At 34.8% G+C, this 17,410-nt stretch carries 12 protein-coding genes; 9 read left to right on the top strand and 3 right to left on the bottom strand.

The features are described from left to right. The first annotated feature begins 1 nt into the window (after nucleotide 1). The 7 genes from OH814_RS16400 (at nucleotide 2) to OH814_RS16370 (ending at nucleotide 11,701) form a co-directional block, all read left to right on the top strand. Nucleotides 2-844, top strand: coding sequence for a hypothetical protein (locus tag OH814_RS16400; protein ID WP_308828903.1), 843 nt, complete (start codon nucleotides 2-4; stop codon nucleotides 842-844). Between the two features lie 2 nt (nucleotides 845-846). Further along, nucleotides 847-1,677, top strand: a complete 831-nt coding sequence (locus tag OH814_RS16395; RefSeq protein ID WP_308828902.1) for a hypothetical protein — start codon at nucleotides 847-849, stop codon at nucleotides 1,675-1,677. Between the two features lie 259 nt (nucleotides 1,678-1,936). Beyond that, a complete protein-coding gene (gene rpsA / locus OH814_RS16390; RefSeq protein ID WP_076562239.1) occupies nucleotides 1,937-3,727 on the top strand; it encodes a 30S ribosomal protein S1 in 1,791 nt (596 codons plus the stop codon). A gap of 433 nt (nucleotides 3,728-4,160) precedes the next feature. Next, nucleotides 4,161-6,758: a T9SS-dependent M36 family metallopeptidase gene (locus tag OH814_RS16385; protein WP_308828901.1), complete on the top strand. Its 2,598-nt coding sequence runs from the start codon at nucleotides 4,161-4,163 to the stop codon at nucleotides 6,756-6,758. A gap of 198 nt (nucleotides 6,759-6,956) precedes the next feature. Next, nucleotides 6,957-9,521: a T9SS-dependent M36 family metallopeptidase gene (locus tag OH814_RS16380; RefSeq protein ID WP_308828900.1), complete on the top strand. Its 2,565-nt coding sequence runs from the start codon at nucleotides 6,957-6,959 to the stop codon at nucleotides 9,519-9,521. Between the two features lie 116 nt (nucleotides 9,522-9,637). After that, nucleotides 9,638-10,621: a DMT family transporter gene (locus OH814_RS16375; RefSeq protein WP_123885580.1), complete on the top strand. Its 984-nt coding sequence runs from the start codon at nucleotides 9,638-9,640 to the stop codon at nucleotides 10,619-10,621. An 84-nt stretch (nucleotides 10,622-10,705) separates the two neighbouring features. Next, nucleotides 10,706-11,701: an alpha/beta hydrolase gene (locus tag OH814_RS16370; protein ID WP_308828899.1), complete on the top strand. Its 996-nt coding sequence runs from the start codon at nucleotides 10,706-10,708 to the stop codon at nucleotides 11,699-11,701. Between the two features lie 277 nt (nucleotides 11,702-11,978). On the opposite strand, the gene rplS is transcribed toward OH814_RS16370, so the two are convergent. Next, entirely contained in the window at nucleotides 11,979-12,335 is a 357-nt protein-coding gene (rplS, locus tag OH814_RS16365) for a 50S ribosomal protein L19 (protein WP_007846341.1), read from the bottom strand. Nucleotides 12,336-12,751: 416 nt separating this feature from the next. Between rplS and OH814_RS16360 the strand changes: the two genes are divergently transcribed. Next, nucleotides 12,752-13,453 carry a CoA transferase subunit A gene (locus OH814_RS16360; protein ID WP_076562235.1) on the top strand — a complete coding sequence of 234 codons (702 nt, stop codon included), beginning with the start codon at nucleotides 12,752-12,754 and terminating at the stop codon, nucleotides 13,451-13,453. 169 nt (nucleotides 13,454-13,622) lie between these two features. Here the strand turns inward: OH814_RS16360 and OH814_RS16355 are convergent, their stop codons facing one another. Next, nucleotides 13,623-15,416, bottom strand: coding sequence for an ABC transporter ATP-binding protein (locus tag OH814_RS16355; RefSeq protein WP_123885578.1), 1,794 nt, complete (start codon nucleotides 15,414-15,416; stop codon nucleotides 13,623-13,625). Nucleotides 15,417-15,538: 122 nt separating this feature from the next. Between OH814_RS16355 and OH814_RS16350 the strand changes: the two genes are divergently transcribed. Continuing rightward, entirely contained in the window at nucleotides 15,539-16,192 is a 654-nt protein-coding gene (locus OH814_RS16350) for a CoA transferase subunit B (protein ID WP_115619669.1), read from the top strand. A gap of 268 nt (nucleotides 16,193-16,460) precedes the next feature. Here the strand turns inward: OH814_RS16350 and OH814_RS16345 are convergent, their stop codons facing one another. After that, nucleotides 16,461-17,270, bottom strand: coding sequence for a DUF4197 domain-containing protein (locus OH814_RS16345; protein ID WP_308828898.1), 810 nt, complete (start codon nucleotides 17,268-17,270; stop codon nucleotides 16,461-16,463). Nucleotides 17,271-17,410 lie beyond the last annotated feature (140 nt).

Genomic DNA, 17,410 nt, shown 5'->3' with positions numbered 1-17,410 from the left:
AATGAAAAAAAATTATTTAGTATTCCTCTCTTTAATAATAGGAATCAATTTGTACGCACAAACTGCATCGGTAGGGATAGGAACGAGTACGCCGAACGAATCTGCAATTTTGGATCTGGTGTCTGGTAATAAGGGTTTTATGTTACCAAAAGTTTCATTGAATCCTAATAATGTTGCCGATTATAGTTTTATGATTGCAAAGCCTACAGAATCTCTGTTGGTGTATAATACAAATGCGGGCTTTCCGGGTGGAAAAGGGTTGTATTACTGGGACGGCGCAAAATGGGTATTTTACTTTAGCTCAGCTAATATCAATTTGCTTTTAGGAATTACCAAATATTATTCTAAAATTTATAATAACGGTGTTTCTACCAACAATTATCCGGCAGATGCTGCGTCGGTGAGTTCATTTGTAAACGGAAGTCTTTTGGCGTCGCCCTGGGTAGAGATTACTGATGCTTCAGCGTTCAATTTTGTAATTGACAGACCTACAAATAATACCGTTGTTACTTTCACGGGGATGCTACAATTAAATAATGCATCATCGAATAATGAAAGTGTTACTTATGGTTTGGGGATTTTCGTAGACGATAAACTGATTTCCTCAAAATCGGCTACGATGAATGTAGATAATGCATGTGCATTCCAGGAGTTTACCATAACCGGGCTCGTAAATAACCTCACTGTAAATACTCATCATATAAAGCTTGCAGTAATGAATAGATCCAGTACAACAACCGCAACTATTAATTATGGAAAAAAAGCGGCTAGTTGCAGTAACATCTCAAATGATGAAGCAAAGATAAGTGCCATCGTCTTAATCAACCAACCATTACCTTACTGATCATGAAAAAAATACTTAATATAATTCTTTTAACGGCTTTCTATACTGTGAGTTTTTCACAAGTTGTAATTACAGATAAAAGCGTAGCAGCTTTAGATAATACGGCTATTTTAAAATTAGATTCAGACAAAAAAGGGTTTTTGCTTCCAAGAATTCCTTTAACATCCAATATGGATGTAATTACTGTGCCGAGCCCTCAAAATGGTAATATTGTTTTTAATACCAATCCTACATCGTCTTTACCACAAACAATAACGTATTTCGAAGTTGACAGGTGGAATGCCTTGTATACAAAAGAGCAACTTCAGCCCAAGCTGGATTTAGTTAATATAAGTTCTGTTTCTGCTAATGCACCTACCATTATTACAGGTTTTAATTCCGGATCTATTAATTTAGGCTCGGGTACAGCAGGATGGGTTTCTCTTGGAATAACAGATTCAAAAATTTTCACCAGAACCCGTAATTCTTTTGCTTTTACAGTAGAAGGTATGACGCAGCTCGATGCCTCAAAAAATCAGTATTATGAGTATGCTGTCGGTATTTTTGTTGATGACATACTTGTTGTTGTTAGAAAATACCATAAGCAAAAAGAAGATTTCACGTGCTCATGGCATAAATTTATTTTAAATGGTGTCGTCAATAATCTTTCTGTTGGTAACCATACGATAAAAGTAATGGCACGGAATATATCTTCAACGACTAATTTACCAACACAGAAAATTATCTACGGAGGCCCGGCTACAAGGTCAGATAATGGAAATGCCTGCGAAAATATGAGTAGTTTTTTATCAAAAATATCTCTTAATACGACAGTTGTAGAGTCTCTCAATTAAAAGTAATGTGATTTTCATCACAATTTGTGTTTTTTTAACGGATGAGTGTAATGCTCATCTGTTTTTATTTAATCTAAAATATACCTATTAATTCAAATGAAAACATGATTGCAGATTCGAGTTTTTTTTGTAATTTTGCAGTCACTTTTTGTGGACAGGTCTGAAAAGGTAAATTATTATAAATTAATTACTTCCGTATTTTTTGAAACCACATTTATTCGGACCATTAAAAAAGAAGGAATACAAATTTTATTAGAAAATGTCAAAAGAGACAAATTCAGCAGAGGTTTTATTAAACCAAAACGTAGCACCGGAACAATTTGATTGGGATTCTTTCGAATCTGGTCTTGATGCAGATGCTAGAAAAGAGAAAAGTGATCTTGAAGAAATCTATAACGGATCTCTTAGCAGCTTAAACGATAACGACGTTATCACTGGTAAAGTTGTAAGATTAACTGACAAAGAAGCTATCGTAGACATCGATTTCAAATCTGAAGGTGTTATTTCTCTTAACGAATTCCGTTACAACCCAGGCCTAAAAGTAGGTGATGATGTGGAAGTAATGGTTGACAGAAGAGAAGACAAAACAGGACAGTTACAGTTATCTCACAGAAAAGCTAGAACGCTTAAAGCTTGGGATAGAGTAAACGAACTTCACGAAACTGGAGAAATCGTTAACGGTTTTGTTAAATCTAGAACTAAAGGTGGTATGATCGTTGACGTTCACGGTATCGAAGCATTCTTACCAGGTTCTCAAATCGACGTTAAGCCAATCAAAGATTACGATCAGTTCGTAGGTAAAACTATGGAGTTCAAAGTTGTGAAAATCAACCCTGAGTTCAAAAACGTAGTAGTATCTCACAAAGCATTGATCGAAGCAGATATCGAAGGTCAGAAAAAAGAAATCATCGCTCAGCTTGAAAAAGGTCAGGTTCTTGAAGGTACTGTTAAGAATATTACTTCTTACGGTGTATTCATTGATCTTGGAGGTGTTGATGGTCTTATCCACATTACAGACCTTTCTTGGTCTAGAGTGAACCACCCATCAGAAATCTTGGAAGATGGTCAAACTGTAAAAGTGGTTATCCTTGATTTTGATGACGAGAAAACAAGAATCCAGTTAGGTATGAAGCAATTAGAAGCTCATCCTTGGGATGCTCTTTCTGCTGATATGAAAGTTGGTGATAAAGTAAAAGGAAAAGTAGTAGTTCTTGCTGACTATGGTGCATTTGTAGAAATCGCTCCAGGTGTAGAAGGATTAATTCACGTTTCTGAAATGTCTTGGTCTACTCATTTGAGAAGCGCAGGAGATTTCGTAAAAGTAGGTGACGAAGTGGAAGCTGAAGTTCTTACTCTTGATAGAGAAGACAGAAAAATCTCTTTAGGTATGAAACAATTATCTAAAGATCCATGGGAAAATATCGAAACTAAGTATCCAGTAGGTTCTCAACATGTTGGAACTGTAAGAAACTTTACAAACTTCGGTGTATTCGTAGAATTGGAAGAAGGTATTGATGGATTAATCTATATCTCTGATCTTTCTTGGACTAAGAAAATCAAGCACCCATCTGAGTTCTGTGCAGTTGGTGATAAATTAGATGTTGTAGTTCTAGAATTAGACATCCAGGCTAGAAGATTATCTCTAGGTCACAAACAACTTCAAGAAAACCCTTGGGATAAATTTGAAACTAAATATGCTGAAGGAACTGTACACGCTGGTAAAGCTGTAGAAGTACATGATAAAGGTGCTTCTGTACAATTCGAAGATGCTGAAGTTGAAGCTTTCTGCCCATCAAGATTATTAGAGAAGGAAGACGGATCTAAAATCAAGAAAGGTGAAGATGCTCAGTTTAAAGTAATCGAATTCAACAAAGAATTCAAGAGAGTAGTAGTTTCTCACACAGGTATCTTCAGAGACGAAGAGAAAAAGAATGTGAAAGAATCTTCTAACAGAAATGTATCTTCTTCTTCAAACAACGAAGAAAGATCAACTCTTGGAGACATCGATGCTTTAGCAGAATTGAAAAAGAAAATGGAAGGAGGTAAATAATCCGACAATCATTTTTTATCATAAGAACCACTCGAAAGAGTGGTTTTTTTATTTACAGTAATGAATGAATTTGCTCATACTAAATATTAAACTTTACAGCTTATTAAGTTTCAGAGGAGCTAAGAATAGTTTTAAGCTTTATTAAAATCATATTAGTTTATAAGAGCGAATTTAAAAATATTATTTTGAGAATTTATTTTCTAAAACTGTTCAGTTCAGGTGTTAAAATCGTTATCAAAAGCCACTGAGTGTTAAGTGTGTGGTGTTGATAATCAATAAGTTGTAATTGTACTTCTGTGAATTTTAATTTTAAATTACTGATAATTAATTGTTTATATATTAATTGACTTTATGTTAGGGAATTAATAAATATTTCAATTAATGGTATCATCGGTTAGGAATTAATTATACATTTGCACCTTTAATTATAGAAATGAAAAAAGTAATTCTACCTCTTGTTATTGCAGTTTTCGCAGCAATACCATCAATATCATTTGCTCAGTCGAATGAAGTGCTGATTAAAAACTATATTTCTCAAAATAAATTAAGGGAATATAAAAAATCAGATCTTAATCAATTTGTAATTGATAATGTTGATTCATCAAAATCATTAAGTAGTGATGTAGTAAAAATTCAGCAGACCTATAATGGGCTTCCTGTATATGGTACAGTGGCTACAGTTTTGGTTAAGAATAACACTGTGACTTACTTTAATGATAACTTTATTAAGGATTATAAAAGTACCGGTCCGGCGACTGCCTCTTTAAGTAAAAAAGCAGCACTTGATAAAATTGCTGCTGATCTTGGCAAAAATGAAATCTCAGATCTGCCACTTTTAGATTTCTTTCAACAAGGGCAAAATAAACATGTTGCTGCAAAACAGAGATTGGTTTATAGCTCTGACGAAAAAGGAAATCTAAAATTAGCTTACGAATTTCTGGTTCATGAGCCAAAAACTTCCAACCACTGGAACTACGTTATTGATGCCAATTCAGGAGAGGTAATCAGTAAAATGAATCTTAATTTATCGTGTAATTTTCACGGAGATGCATATTCTCACGAGTCGCAGGCAATAGCTTTCCCTCAAAATAAAGAATATTATCTTGATAATAATAACAGTTTATTATTGTCTGCAGACAATGCATCGTATAATGTTTTTGCTTTACCTGTAGAAGCACCAACTTTTGCAGCGAGAAGTTTAATAACCAACCCTTGGATTCTTACTTCATCTCCTGAAGGATGGCATTCTAACGGGGTTACACATTATACAATCACAAGAGGAAATAATGCGTATGCTTATGATGACAAGGATGATGATGAGGCCACTTTTGGAAGTTCTCCCGATGGCGGTGCTACAAGGAATTTTAATTTCCCGTATGATCCTAATACAAAAGCAATAAATAATTTATCTGCTGCTACAACCAACTTGTTTTATATAAGTAATATGATGCATGATGTATTCTATAAATTCGGATTTACAGAAGCAGCAAGAAATTTCCAAAGTAACAATTTTGGTAACGGAGGATTAGATGATGACGAAGTTTTTGCACAATCTCAAGACGGAGGTGGTTATAACAATGCCAACTTCGCATCTTATCCGGATAATTATAATCCGGTAATGCAGATGTATCTTTGGATAGGCTCAAACCGTGTGTTATTTTATAATGCTCCGACAGATGCTACTTCAAGAGTCGTAAACGGTGGTGTTGCACAGTTTGGTCAGCCATTAGATGATATGGGAATTACAGGAGACGTAAAATTGGCAAGTGTAATTGACGGATGTACAGCATTACCTGCCGGAGAATTAGCGGGTAAAATAGGATTGATAGAAAGAGGTGGTGTTTCAACATGTACCTTCGCATCAAAAGTGAAAAATGCTCAAAATGCAGGAGCTACAGGAGTTATTATTTACAATAATGTCGCTAATGGTTCTACACTGGGGAATATGGGTGGTACAGATGCTACAGTTACAATTCCTTCTATTTTGATTACCAATTCTGAAGGAGAATACATCAAAGCCAAATTAGCCGCAAACACACCTGTGAATGTTGATTTGAGATTGGATGCAAAATATGACGGAAGTTTTGATAACGGCATTGTTTCTCATGAATACGGACATGGCATTTCTAACAGATTAACAGGAACTGGTTACAATTGTTTGAATTCAGGATCTAGTAAAGAGCAAATGGGTGAAGGTTGGTCAGACTTTTTTGCTTTAATGTTAACCAATAAGCCGGGAGATAATGCTTCTGTTGCAAGAGGAATAGGTACTTATGCTTCAGGACAGGCAATTACGGGAAGCGGAATCAGACCTGCAAAATACTCTCCGGACTTCGCAGTTAATGATTATACATATACAGATACCAACGGTATGGAGTATAATAACGGTCAAGGTATTGTTCCGGATGTACATTCAATAGGATTTGTTTGGGCAACAATGCTTTGGGATTTAAACTGGGAATATGTTGCTAAATATGGCTATGCTTCAAATGTTACTTCAAGTACTACGAGCGGAAGCGCAAGAGTATTGCAATTGGTAACAGATGCGTTGAAGTTACAAGCTTGTAACCCTACCTTCGTTGATGGCAGAAATGCAATTTTACAGGCAGAAATGGCTACTACAGGCGGTGCAGACAAATGTATGATTTGGAGAACTTTTGCTAAAAGAGGTTTGGGGGTAAATGCTTCTGCTGGAAGTAAGACAAGTATCAATGATCAAACGCAAGACTTTACTGTTCCTGCTGAATGTGTGCTTTCTACGTCAGAAACGAGTGCGGTGAAAAATGTTGGGGTATCAATTTATCCAAATCCTGCGAAAAATGAGTTTTATATCAATTTCCCAAGCAGTACTTTAGGAAAAGTAGATGTTGAGATTTACGATATGTCAGGAAAATTGATTTCTACAGAAAATAAAATTTCTCCGGAAGCTAAAAAAGCAATTTCTACAAGCAAATTGATCAACGGAACTTACCTTGTAAAAGTAAAAGGTTTAGGGATCGATACTACTTCAAAAGTTATTATCAATAAATAATAGTTTCTTTAAGTTTAATAATTGTAAGGCTATCTCATTTTTGAGATGGCCTTTTTGATTTTTACATTAATATTTTTCTTTTCCGCTAATCTTAAATATATATTCACAAAATGTTACTATTTTTATAGAATATTAATAGCGAAAATGATGATTTGTATTTTTATTACTAAAATAAAGGTTAGAAGTGTACAATTTCTATTGGCTTTTTTAATCTTATTTCCATATTCTGTATTTTCTCAGCAACAAAAGAGACTGATAAATAATTATATTCTTGCTACACAAGCTCAGGATTTTAAAAAAGCAGATTTAAGAGATTTTGAAATTGATAATGTAGATACATCCGAATCTTTAAAAGGAGAAATCGTAAAAATTCAACAAAAATTCAAAGGCTATCCGGTTTACAATGCTTTAGGGACAGCAATCATTAAAAACGATAAAATTGTATATTTTTCAGATTCTTTTGTGAAAAATTACAACATTTCAACCTCAGAAATTGCAACAATTAATAAAGAAAAAGCACTTGAAAATATCGCTGTAACTTTAGGAAAAGAAGAAATAAAAAACTTTCAGATACTTGACAATTCATCTTCAGAACCGGGTCATAAAAACGTTGTAAGAAAAAGATTGATGTTTGTTGAGGTGAAAAATAATTTAAGACTTGCCTACGAATTTTCCTTTCAAGAACCACATTCTACAAACTACTGGAATATTCTGATAGATGCCAATTCAGGTGAAATTATCTCAAAAGACAACCTAAATTTATCATGTAATTTTCATTCAGATGCGTATTCCGGAGGATCTATGATTTCAGATATTGCTGAATTTTCAAATCTTCAAAAAAAATCTTTCTTAAAACTTGCTGATAATGCGAGTTATAATGTTTTTCCATTACCCATCGAGGCGCCTACTTTTGGAAACCGATCCATTGTGTCAAATCCATGGATTTTAGCTTCTTCACCAGAAGGATGGCATTCTACAGGAGCAACAAATTATACAATAACAAGAGGAAATAATGTCTACGCTTATGAGGATACAGCAAACAAAGACCAACCGGGATTTTCTCCTGACGGAGGTGTAAATAGGAATTTTGATTTCCCCTTTTCTATAAATGGCGCGCCTTCATTTAATCAAAATGCTGCAATCACCAATTTATTTTATATTAATAACAAGGTACATGATATTTTTTATCAATTTGGATTTACGGAATCAGCAAGGAATTTTCAACAGAATAATTTCGGTAAAGGAGGAGCCGGAAACGATTATGTTGTAGCAGAATCTCAGGATGGAAAATCTTTAAATAATGCCAATTTTACAACACCTTCCGACGGAAAAAATCCTTTGATGCAAATGTATCTTTGGTCGACAATCAATAGATATGTTTTTTATAATGCACCTGTAGCGGCAGTTCCAAGAATTCCTCAGGCAAGCGCAGCCCAATTCGGATCCCAGCTCAATGGAACAGGCGTGACAGGTGATGTTGTATTAGCTTCTGTAATTGATGGATGTTCGGCATTACCTGCAGGATCATTAGCCGGAAAAATCGGATTGATTGAAAGAGGAGGAGCTTCAGGCTGCACATTTGCTTTAAAAGTAAAAAATGCTCAGAATGCTGGCGCAATCGCTGCAATTATTTATAATAATCCTACTGCTGCTAACTTTCCATCTTCAATGGGCGGAACAGATGCTACAATTACAATACCTTCAGTTTTGATAACCAATGATGAAGGCGAATATATTAAAACTCAGTTAAATAATTCATTAACGGTCAATATTACTTTGAAAAGTGATCCGTCAACTGCAATTACACCAGACGGAAGTTTCGATAATGGCATTATCACTCATGAATACGGACACGGAATTTCAAACAGACTTACTGGAAACGGTTACACTTGTCTTCTAAAATCTGCAAGCAAAGAACAAATGGGTGAAGGTTGGTCAGATTTTTTTGCATTAATGCTTACCAACAAACCTGGAGATAATGCGAATGTTGCAAGAAGTGTCGGAACTTATGCGAGTGGACAATCTACAACAGAAGCCGGATTAAGAACAGCAAAATACTCTCCTGATTTTTCTATTAATAATTATACTTACGGAAAAACAAACGGGATGGAAATCGAGGAAGATGGCGAAATAGTTCCCGATGTACACAGCATCGGATTTATTTGGGCATCAATGCTTTGGGATCTTCATTGGCAATATGCTGCGAAATATGGTTATTCTTCTGATATCTTAGCCAATAAAAACAGCGGAAGCGCGAGAGTTTTACAGCTTGTAACAGATGCACTAAAATTACAGACTTGTAATCCTACATTTATTGATGGGCGAAATGCGATACTAACTGCCGAAATGTTGACCACCAAAGGAGAAGACCGATGCATGATCTGGAAAACCTTTGCAAAAAGAGGTTTAGGTTTGAATGCTTTGGCCGGAAATAAAATGAATATTAGCGATCAAAAAGAAGACTTTTCAATTCCTAAAGATTGTACAGATGGAAATTCAAATATTGCAATAGATAAAAGTTTAATATCGATTTATCCTAACCCGGCGAAAGATGAATTTTTTATTTATTTAAAAGATTTTACCATCGGAAATCTTCATCTGCAGATTTATGATATGTCAGGAAAATTGATCGTCTCAGAAAACAGATCATCGCAGGATTCAAGAATTCCAGTTTCTACAAAAGATTTTGAAAATGGAGTATATGTCGTAAAGCTACAGGGAATCGGAGTTGGCATGAGCTCAAGGATTATTGTAAAAAAATAAAACTCAAAAAATCAATCAATATCATCACTTCAGAATTTCTGAGGTGATTTTTATTTAATATAAAAACTAATTCAAACAAGTTTTTATATCGTAACTTTGCCGGCTGTAAAAAAGTTATGAAGAAGAAAAATATTTTAAAAGGAGTATTATTTGTTGGTTTTGGAGCGAGTATTTACGGAATGCTTGCTACATTCGTAAAAATGTCTTACAAAGATGGTTTTACAACTTCTGAGGTAACGACCGCTCAGTTTGCGTTGGGTTTAATAGGTCTTTTAATCCTGAATTTTATTCAGACCATTACTTCAAAAAAGAAATTATCATCACCCAGCCGAAAAGAAGTCAGAATGTTGATTTTGGCGGGTACTTCTTTAGGCTGCACCAGCTTATTTTATTATATAGCAGTACAATATATTGCGGTTTCTATTGCAATTGTTTTGTTGATGCAGTCAGTTTGGTTCAGTGTGGTCGTCGAAAGTTTTATTACTAAAAAGTTTCCTAATGCTAAAAAAGTTGTCGCAACGGTAATTGTTTTGTTAGGAACGGTTTTAGCAACAAATCTGATCAATTTAGAAGTAAAACTAGATTGGCACGGCATCTTTTGGGGATTGTTAGCGGCGGCTTCTTTTACGATGACGATGTTTACATCCAATACTTTGGCAACACATTTACCGGTACTCAGAAAAAGTATCATCATGTTAACGGGTGGTTCTGTAATTATTTTGGTATTTCTGTTTTTTGCGCAGATCGGCCCGCTGTATTCTGAAAGTTTAAGATCTTTTTATTTAAATTTTACTGAAAATACAGAGCATATAAGACCATTCGATTACTCAATTTTCTGGACGTACGGATTTATTTTAGCCTTATTCGGAACCATTATTCCGCCTATTTTATTCAATTTAGGTTTTCCAAATACAGGTTTAGGATTGGGAAGTATTATTTCATCTTTGGAACTTCCGGTATCGGTGACGATGGCATTTGTCCTTTTGGGTGAAAAGGTTATTCTTATTCAGTGGATCGGGATTGTCTTAATTTTAATGGCAATTGTTTTGATGAATTTACCTTCAAAAAAAGAGAAAATTCTCAGTGAACAGCTCTCTTAAAAATGATAATTAAATTATAAATAACACCAAAAACCGTTTCTTTTTGAAGCGGTTTTTTTAAATTTATATCTAAATTAAATTTTCATGACCAATTTTAAAAATATTCTCACTATCATTTCGTTTAGCATTACTTCAAGTTTTGCTTTTGCGCAAGTCAAGCCTTTAGATGCAACGCTTACCAATTATCAATATCCTTTTGAGGTTCATCTTAAAGATTTAAATTCTCAAAAACAAAATCTAAAAATGGCTTATATGGATGTAAAGCCAAAAAAGTCAAATGGGAAAACTATTATGCTTCTTCATGGCAAAAATTTTAACGGCGCGTATTGGGAAAAAACGGCAAAAGATCTTTCTGATAAAGGTTTCAGAGTCATTATTCCCGATCAGATTGGTTTTGGTAAATCTTCAAAACCTCAAAGTTACCAGTTTTCTTTTGCTCAATTGGCGAGTAATACTAAAGCCATTTTAGATGAACTGAAAATTGATAAATTGATCGTTCTCGGGCATTCAATGGGCGGAATGGTCGCCACAAGATTCACTTTAATGTATCCCGAAAATGTTGAAAAACTAATTCTTGAAAATCCAATCGGATTAGAAGATTATAAAACTTTTGCAAAATATCAAACCGTTGATGAAGCGTATCAATCTGAATTAAAAAACACAGCCGAAAGCTACAAAAATTATCAGCTTAAATTCTATTACGACAACAAATGGAAAGCAGAATATCAACCTTGGCTCGATCTCATCGCTGGTTGGACGTTGCATAAAGATTATCCACAAGTTGCCTGGAATGCTGCTTTAACGAGTGATATTATTTTTAATCAGCCGGTTGTTTATGAGTTTAAAAATATAAAAACACCCACATTATTAATTATCGGAACAAGAGACAGAACAGCAATTGGAAAAGACCGTGCGCCAAAAGAAATTCAGCCAACAATGGGACAGTATCAGGAATTAGGAAAGAAAACGCAAGCGCAAATTGCAGGATCAAAACTGGTCGAACTAGAAAATGTAGGCCACCTTCCTCACATCGAAGTCTACGACAAATTCTGGAATGCTTTGTATGATTTTATAAAGTAGGATGATGGGTGATGGAAGTGGGGTGCTGGAAGTTTACAAAATTGAGAATAAACTTCAATACGATGATATGTATTTAAGAGATGATGAGAATTCCCCTCCTTTGGAAGGGTGGCAAAAATTCAAAGAATTTAAGTGAAGAGATTTCTCACAGTCCCAAAGGGACGACTTAACAAAGGATAGGATAAAATCCTATCTAAAACAAAGTTGATAAACATCCTTAGAATAAAAAGAGACTGCTAATTTTAGCAGTCTCTTTTCGTATGTGTTGTTGTCTGAATTATTTCTTCTTGTAAGCAGCGTCTTTAATTCTCGCTTTTTTACCTCTAAGGTCTCTGAAGTAGTAAATTCTAGATCTTCTAACTTTACCTCTTCTGTCAACTTCGATTTTTTGAAGAGCAGGCATGTTGATAGGGAAAACTCTCTCTACACCTACATCACCACTCATTTTTCTGATTGTAAAAGTCTTTGTAGAACCTGTTCCTCTCAATTGGATAACTGTTCCTTTGAAGAACTGAGTTCTCGTTTTTTGACCTTCTTTAATCTCGTAATACACAGTGATTGTATCACCAGCTTTGAATTCAGGGAATTCTTTTTTTGTAATGTACTTGTCTTGTACGTACTTTAATAAATCCATTTTTGTAATAAAAATTTTTTGTCAAGCTAAGCAACTTACACGGACTTCGTCAGAGGTTGAATAACAGATTGCAAAAATAAAACAAATTTTTCTGTCCGCCAATACTTTACAAAACATTTTTTAATAATTTTCTCTAAAACTCTAAAACTCTAAAACTCTAAAACTCTAAAACTCTAAAACCCAATCATGGCGTGCCCATTCACTCGGTCATTACGCTCGCGCTCCATTTCCTCATTCAGGTCGGGCTGTCCGCTGTATCTTTTTGGGAGTTACAGCAGCATTGCACCGAAACTCCCAAAAAGGATGTCGCTTCCATCCCTCACGCAAAAATACAGTCTTTCAAATCAAAAGATTACAAAAATTAGAAAATTCACAAAAAAATTGTAATTTCAGACCACAAAATTTTACGCAGTACAATGATAGATAAAAGAGTAAAAAATGCTACAGAAGCGATAGAAGGAATCAAAGACGGAATGACATTAATGTTGGGCGGATTCGGTCTGTGCGGAATTCCTGAAAACTCAATCAATGCTTTAGTAGAAAGTGATGTAAAAGAGCTTACGTGTATTTCAAATAACGCCGGAGTTGATGATTTCGGACTTGGATTATTGTTGCAGAAAAAGCAAATCAAAAAAATGATATCTTCTTACGTTGGAGAAAACGCAGAATTCGAAAGACAGATGCTTTCAGGCGAATTAGATGTCGAACTGACTCCACAAGGAACTTTAGCCGAAAAATGCAGAGCTGCACAAGCCGGAATTCCTGCATTCTATACACCTGCAGGTTTCGGAACCGAAGTTGCAGAAGGTAAAGAAGTAAAAGATTTCAAAGGAAAACCACATATTTTGGAGCATGCTTACGAAGCAGACTATTCAATCGTAAAAGCTTGGAAAGGTGATCACGCAGGAAACCTTATTTTCAAAGGATCAGCAAGAAACTTCAACCATCCGATGGCTGGAGCTGGGAAAATTACCATTGCTGAAGTAGAAGAATTGGTTGCTCCGGGCGAATTAGATCCTAACCAGATTCATATTCCGGGAATTATGATTCAAAGAATTTTCCAGGGTGAAAATTTTGAAAAAAGAATCGAGCAGAGAACTGTGAGAAAAAAAGATTAATTTTTTAGTTTATAATTATTCTTTTAAAAATAATACCCCGAAATCAACTTTCGGGGTAATTTTATAGTTTTAAATTATATTTTCAACGATATCATTCCGACGAAAGAGGAATCTATATTCATAATCATATAAACTTCCCGTATTCATCATCCGACTTCCTTTTATTGCTCTACGCCAAAGTTTTTCTTTCTCCAATCTGCTGTCTCCACATCGCATAATACAATCCTTTTTCCTCAATTAATTGTAAGTGAGAACCCGTTTCGATGACATGCCCGCGTTCCAAAACATAAATTCTGTCTGCGTGCATAATCGTACTTAATCGGTGGGCAATCAAAACAGTGATTTGTTCTTTTTCTTTAGAAATTTCTTTAATCGTGGTCGTAATTTCTTCTTCAGTAATACTGTCTAAAGCAGAAGTTGCTTCATCAAAAATAAGAAGATGAGGTTTTCTTAAAAGCGCTCTGGCAATGGCGATTCTCTGTTTTTCACCACCGCTTAATTTTAATCCACCTTCACCGATTACAGTTTCAATTCCTTTTTCAGCACGTTCTAAAAGAGCGGTACAGCTTGATTTTTTTAAAGCTAATTGAAGATCTTCTTCCGTTGCAGAAGGATTCACAAACAAAAGATTTTCTCTTATCGTTCCCGCAAAAAGTTGAGTATCCTGTGTTACAAAACCAATTTGATTTCTCAGTTCATCAAAATCAAATTCTTTTCCGTCAACATTATTATAAAAAATACTTCCTTCTTGTGGTCTGTATAATCCAACCAGTAATTTCACCAACGTACTTTTTCCTGAGCCACTTGGCCCTACAAAAGCAATCGTTTCACCATTTTTTACATCAAATGAAATAGAATTTAATGCTTTATAATGAGCACTCTGATGCTGAAAAGAAACATTCTGGAATTCCAATTCTTCAATGGCTCCGATTTTTTTCGGGGTCAAAGGTTTGGGCTCAACTTCTTTTTTCATCACTCGGTCAAAATTTTGAAGCGATGCTTCGGCTTCACGATAAGAAATAATGATATTTCCAATTTCCTGCATCGGTCCGAAAATAAAGAATCCGTAAAACATCAGTGATAAATATTGTCCTGGAGTGACAATGTTTTTAAAAATCAATAATAATAAAGTAAAAGTAATGACTTGCTGTAAAAAATTGACCAATGTTCCCTGTACAAAACTCAGCGAACGGATGCTTTTTACTTTTCTTAATTCCAAATTCAGGATTTTGTAAGTATTGTTGTTCAACCGTTCAACTTCCTGATTGGTCAGTCCCAAACTTTTTACAATTTCAATGTTTCTAAGGCTTTCTGTGGTGCTTCCTGCCAAAGCTGTCGTTTCGGTAACAATATTTTTTTGGATGGTTTTAATTCTTTTACTCAGCAAATTAGTTATTACAGCGATAAGAATAATTCCGACTACATAAACAGGCATAATCGACCAATGCAAACGAATGGCGTAGATGGAAACGAAAATAATACTCACCAAAATTCCAAAAAATACATTAACGAAATTATTGATAAACTTTACAGAATCTTCACGTACTTTGGTTAATATAGAAAGCGTTTCGCCACTTCTCTGATCTTCAAATTCCTGAAAAGGTAATCTCATAGAATGTTGTAAACCATCGGTGAAAATCTGAGCACCAAACTTTTGAATAATTACACTTACTACATAATCCTGAAATGCTTTGGCGATTCTGCTGATCATTGCCGTTCCGATCAATAGACCTAAAAAATAGAATACCCCGTGATAAATATCGGTTCCGTAGAGATATTCATTCAAGGTTCTTGGGATCAGTTTTTCTTTATCGAAATAATTAGGCTGGTTAACCAATTTGTCCAAAATATTCCCCGTTATAGCAGGTGCAAATAGCGAAAATACTTGATTGATAGAAGCTAACAACAGCGAAGCAATAATCAGCCATTTATATGGTTTTAAATAATTTAATAGAATTTTCATTTGTAAAATTAAAAGCCCACAAATTTACGACAATTTGCGAAGCAAAATTTATCATAGGATAAGAAAGAAAGTATTTTCATAGTTCTGAAAAAATGGCTAATTTGGCGGGATAAGATTATGCTATGCTAACTAAAGAACAAATTGCACAAAGAATTTCAAAAGAAGTAAAAGACGGATATTATGTAAATTTAGGAATAGGAATTCCAACGTTGGTTGCCAATTACGTTCCTGATAATCTTTCAGTAGAGTTTCAAAGCGAAAACGGCGTTTTAGGAATGGGTCCATTTCCTTTTGAAGGCGAAGAAGATGCCGACATTATCAACGCCGGAAAACAAACGATTACCATTCTTGATGGCGGTTCATTTTTCGATTCAGCATTCAGTTTTGGGATGATCAGAAGCCAAAAAGTTGATTTGACCATCCTTGGAGCGATGGAAGTTTCAGAAAACGGAGACATTGCCAACTGGAAAATCCCAGGAAAAATGGTGAAAGGAATGGGAGGTGCAATGGATTTGGTGGCTTCAGCTGAAAATATCATTGTTGCGATGATGCACGTAAACAAAGCTGGAGAAAGCAAGATCCTTAAAAAATGTACACTGCCTCTTACCGGAATCAACTGTGTGAAAAAAGTAGTTACTGAATTAGCAGTTCTTGATGTAACTCCAGCTGGTTTCAAATTGGTTGAAAGAGCTCCCGGAGTTTCAGTAGAACACATCATCAAATCTACAGAAGCAGATTTGATCATTGAAGGCGAAATTCCTGAAATGCAATTTTAAATAATACAAAAAACCTTGTCAAGTTTGACAAGGTTTTTTGTATAGAAAATATTCATTGTAATTAAATTGACCTAGGAAATCGTAGCGTTAAAAAAATATATTCTTTGAACGTTAAGAAAATTCTACTTTTTGAGTGCGGCAAGAATTAGGTTAATAAATTAAACATTAATCCGCACGAATTTTAGAATTTTTAGAGAACAAAATTTATTTTTAGCGAAGAATTCCAAGTCTTGAATTTTTGTTTCTTTTGTTTCAAGACAAAAGAAATTTACTTCCCATCCTGCGCCCCAAAAACCTTCTGCAAAATACTCGATGTTCTCATCACAGAATTATTTCTGATACCGCTTTCTTTTTCTGCAACCATTTTAAAAACACCGTTAATCGTTTCGTTGGTTACATATTCGTTTAAATCTGTCGAAACAGCTTGTCCTGTTAAAGTATTGTATTTTGAAATCAAATTAGTCCAGACTTTATCGGCACCTACTTTTCCTAATGATGCCTTTACTTTAGGCTGAAAAGCGGTGAAAAGTTGAGATTGCGTTTTTGTTTGCAAATAATTAGTTGCAGCATTATCACCTCCCAATAAAATATTTTTGGCATCTGTAATCGACATCGACGTAATCGCTTTTGTGAAGATCGGAGCAGATTCTGTGACGGCATCTTCAGCGGCTCTGTTGAGCAGTTTTACACCTTGATCAGCCAAGCTTCCCAATCCAAAAGCACGAAGTTTGGTGTCAATCACTCTTAATTTTTCGGGCATTAAAATTTTTACTGCTTCATTTTTAAGGAAACCATCGGTAACACCTAATTTTTTCACGCCTTCAGTTACACCTAAATTTAAAGCTTCCTTTAAGCCTGATGAGATTTGGGTTGAAGTAAGGCTTCCGAGATTTACTGACGAATTGTTTTTTGTGGGAGTTTGCTGAGTTGTTGTAGGCCACTTTGTTGTAGCGGTTTTAGGATTACTTAAATCAACACCGGTTTGGTTTTTAACAGTAGATTTTATAATATCTAAAATTTGTGCTTGTGCTGAGACTGAGAATAATAGTCCGGCAGCTAAGAAAACATTTTTTTTCATCGTTTATTTTTATACAAAATTAGATGTTTTGAAGCTTAAATAGTTAAATGATGATCGTTAATTTTAATGGGACGAGATTTTTAATTAGAACATTAATTAAGTGTGCAAAGCTCCCGAAGAGCTTCACCTTTGTAGCAGAA

The organism is Chryseobacterium sp. CFS15 (assembly GCF_031118795.1).
Lineage (GTDB): Bacteria > Bacteroidota > Bacteroidia > Flavobacteriales > Weeksellaceae > Chryseobacterium > Chryseobacterium indoltheticum.
The sequence above is the reverse complement of the archived record's forward strand: the minus strand, read 5'-3'. Positions and strand labels throughout refer to the sequence as shown.

What these genes read in the sequence shown, in the direction of transcription:
- OH814_RS16400 (WP_308828903.1), top strand. Translation starts at nt 2, where the DNA reads ATGAAAAAAAATTATTTAGTATTCCTCTCTTTAATAATAGGAATCAAT.
- OH814_RS16395 (WP_308828902.1), top strand. Translation starts at nt 847, where the DNA reads ATGAAAAAAATACTTAATATAATTCTTTTAACGGCTTTCTATACTGTG.
- rpsA (WP_076562239.1), top strand. Translation starts at nt 1,937, where the DNA reads ATGTCAAAAGAGACAAATTCAGCAGAGGTTTTATTAAACCAAAACGTA.
- OH814_RS16385 (WP_308828901.1), top strand. Translation starts at nt 4,161, where the DNA reads ATGAAAAAAGTAATTCTACCTCTTGTTATTGCAGTTTTCGCAGCAATA.
- OH814_RS16375 (WP_123885580.1), top strand. Translation starts at nt 9,638, where the DNA reads ATGAAGAAGAAAAATATTTTAAAAGGAGTATTATTTGTTGGTTTTGGA.
- OH814_RS16370 (WP_308828899.1), top strand. Translation starts at nt 10,706, where the DNA reads ATGACCAATTTTAAAAATATTCTCACTATCATTTCGTTTAGCATTACT.
- rplS (WP_007846341.1), bottom strand. Translation starts at nt 12,335, where the DNA reads ATGGATTTATTAAAGTACGTACAAGACAAGTACATTACAAAAAAAGAA.
- OH814_RS16360 (WP_076562235.1), top strand. Translation starts at nt 12,752, where the DNA reads ATGATAGATAAAAGAGTAAAAAATGCTACAGAAGCGATAGAAGGAATC.
- OH814_RS16355 (WP_123885578.1), bottom strand. Translation starts at nt 15,416, where the DNA reads ATGAAAATTCTATTAAATTATTTAAAACCATATAAATGGCTGATTATT.
- OH814_RS16350 (WP_115619669.1), top strand. Translation starts at nt 15,539, where the DNA reads ATGCTAACTAAAGAACAAATTGCACAAAGAATTTCAAAAGAAGTAAAA.
- OH814_RS16345 (WP_308828898.1), bottom strand. Translation starts at nt 17,270, where the DNA reads ATGAAAAAAAATGTTTTCTTAGCTGCCGGACTATTATTCTCAGTCTCA.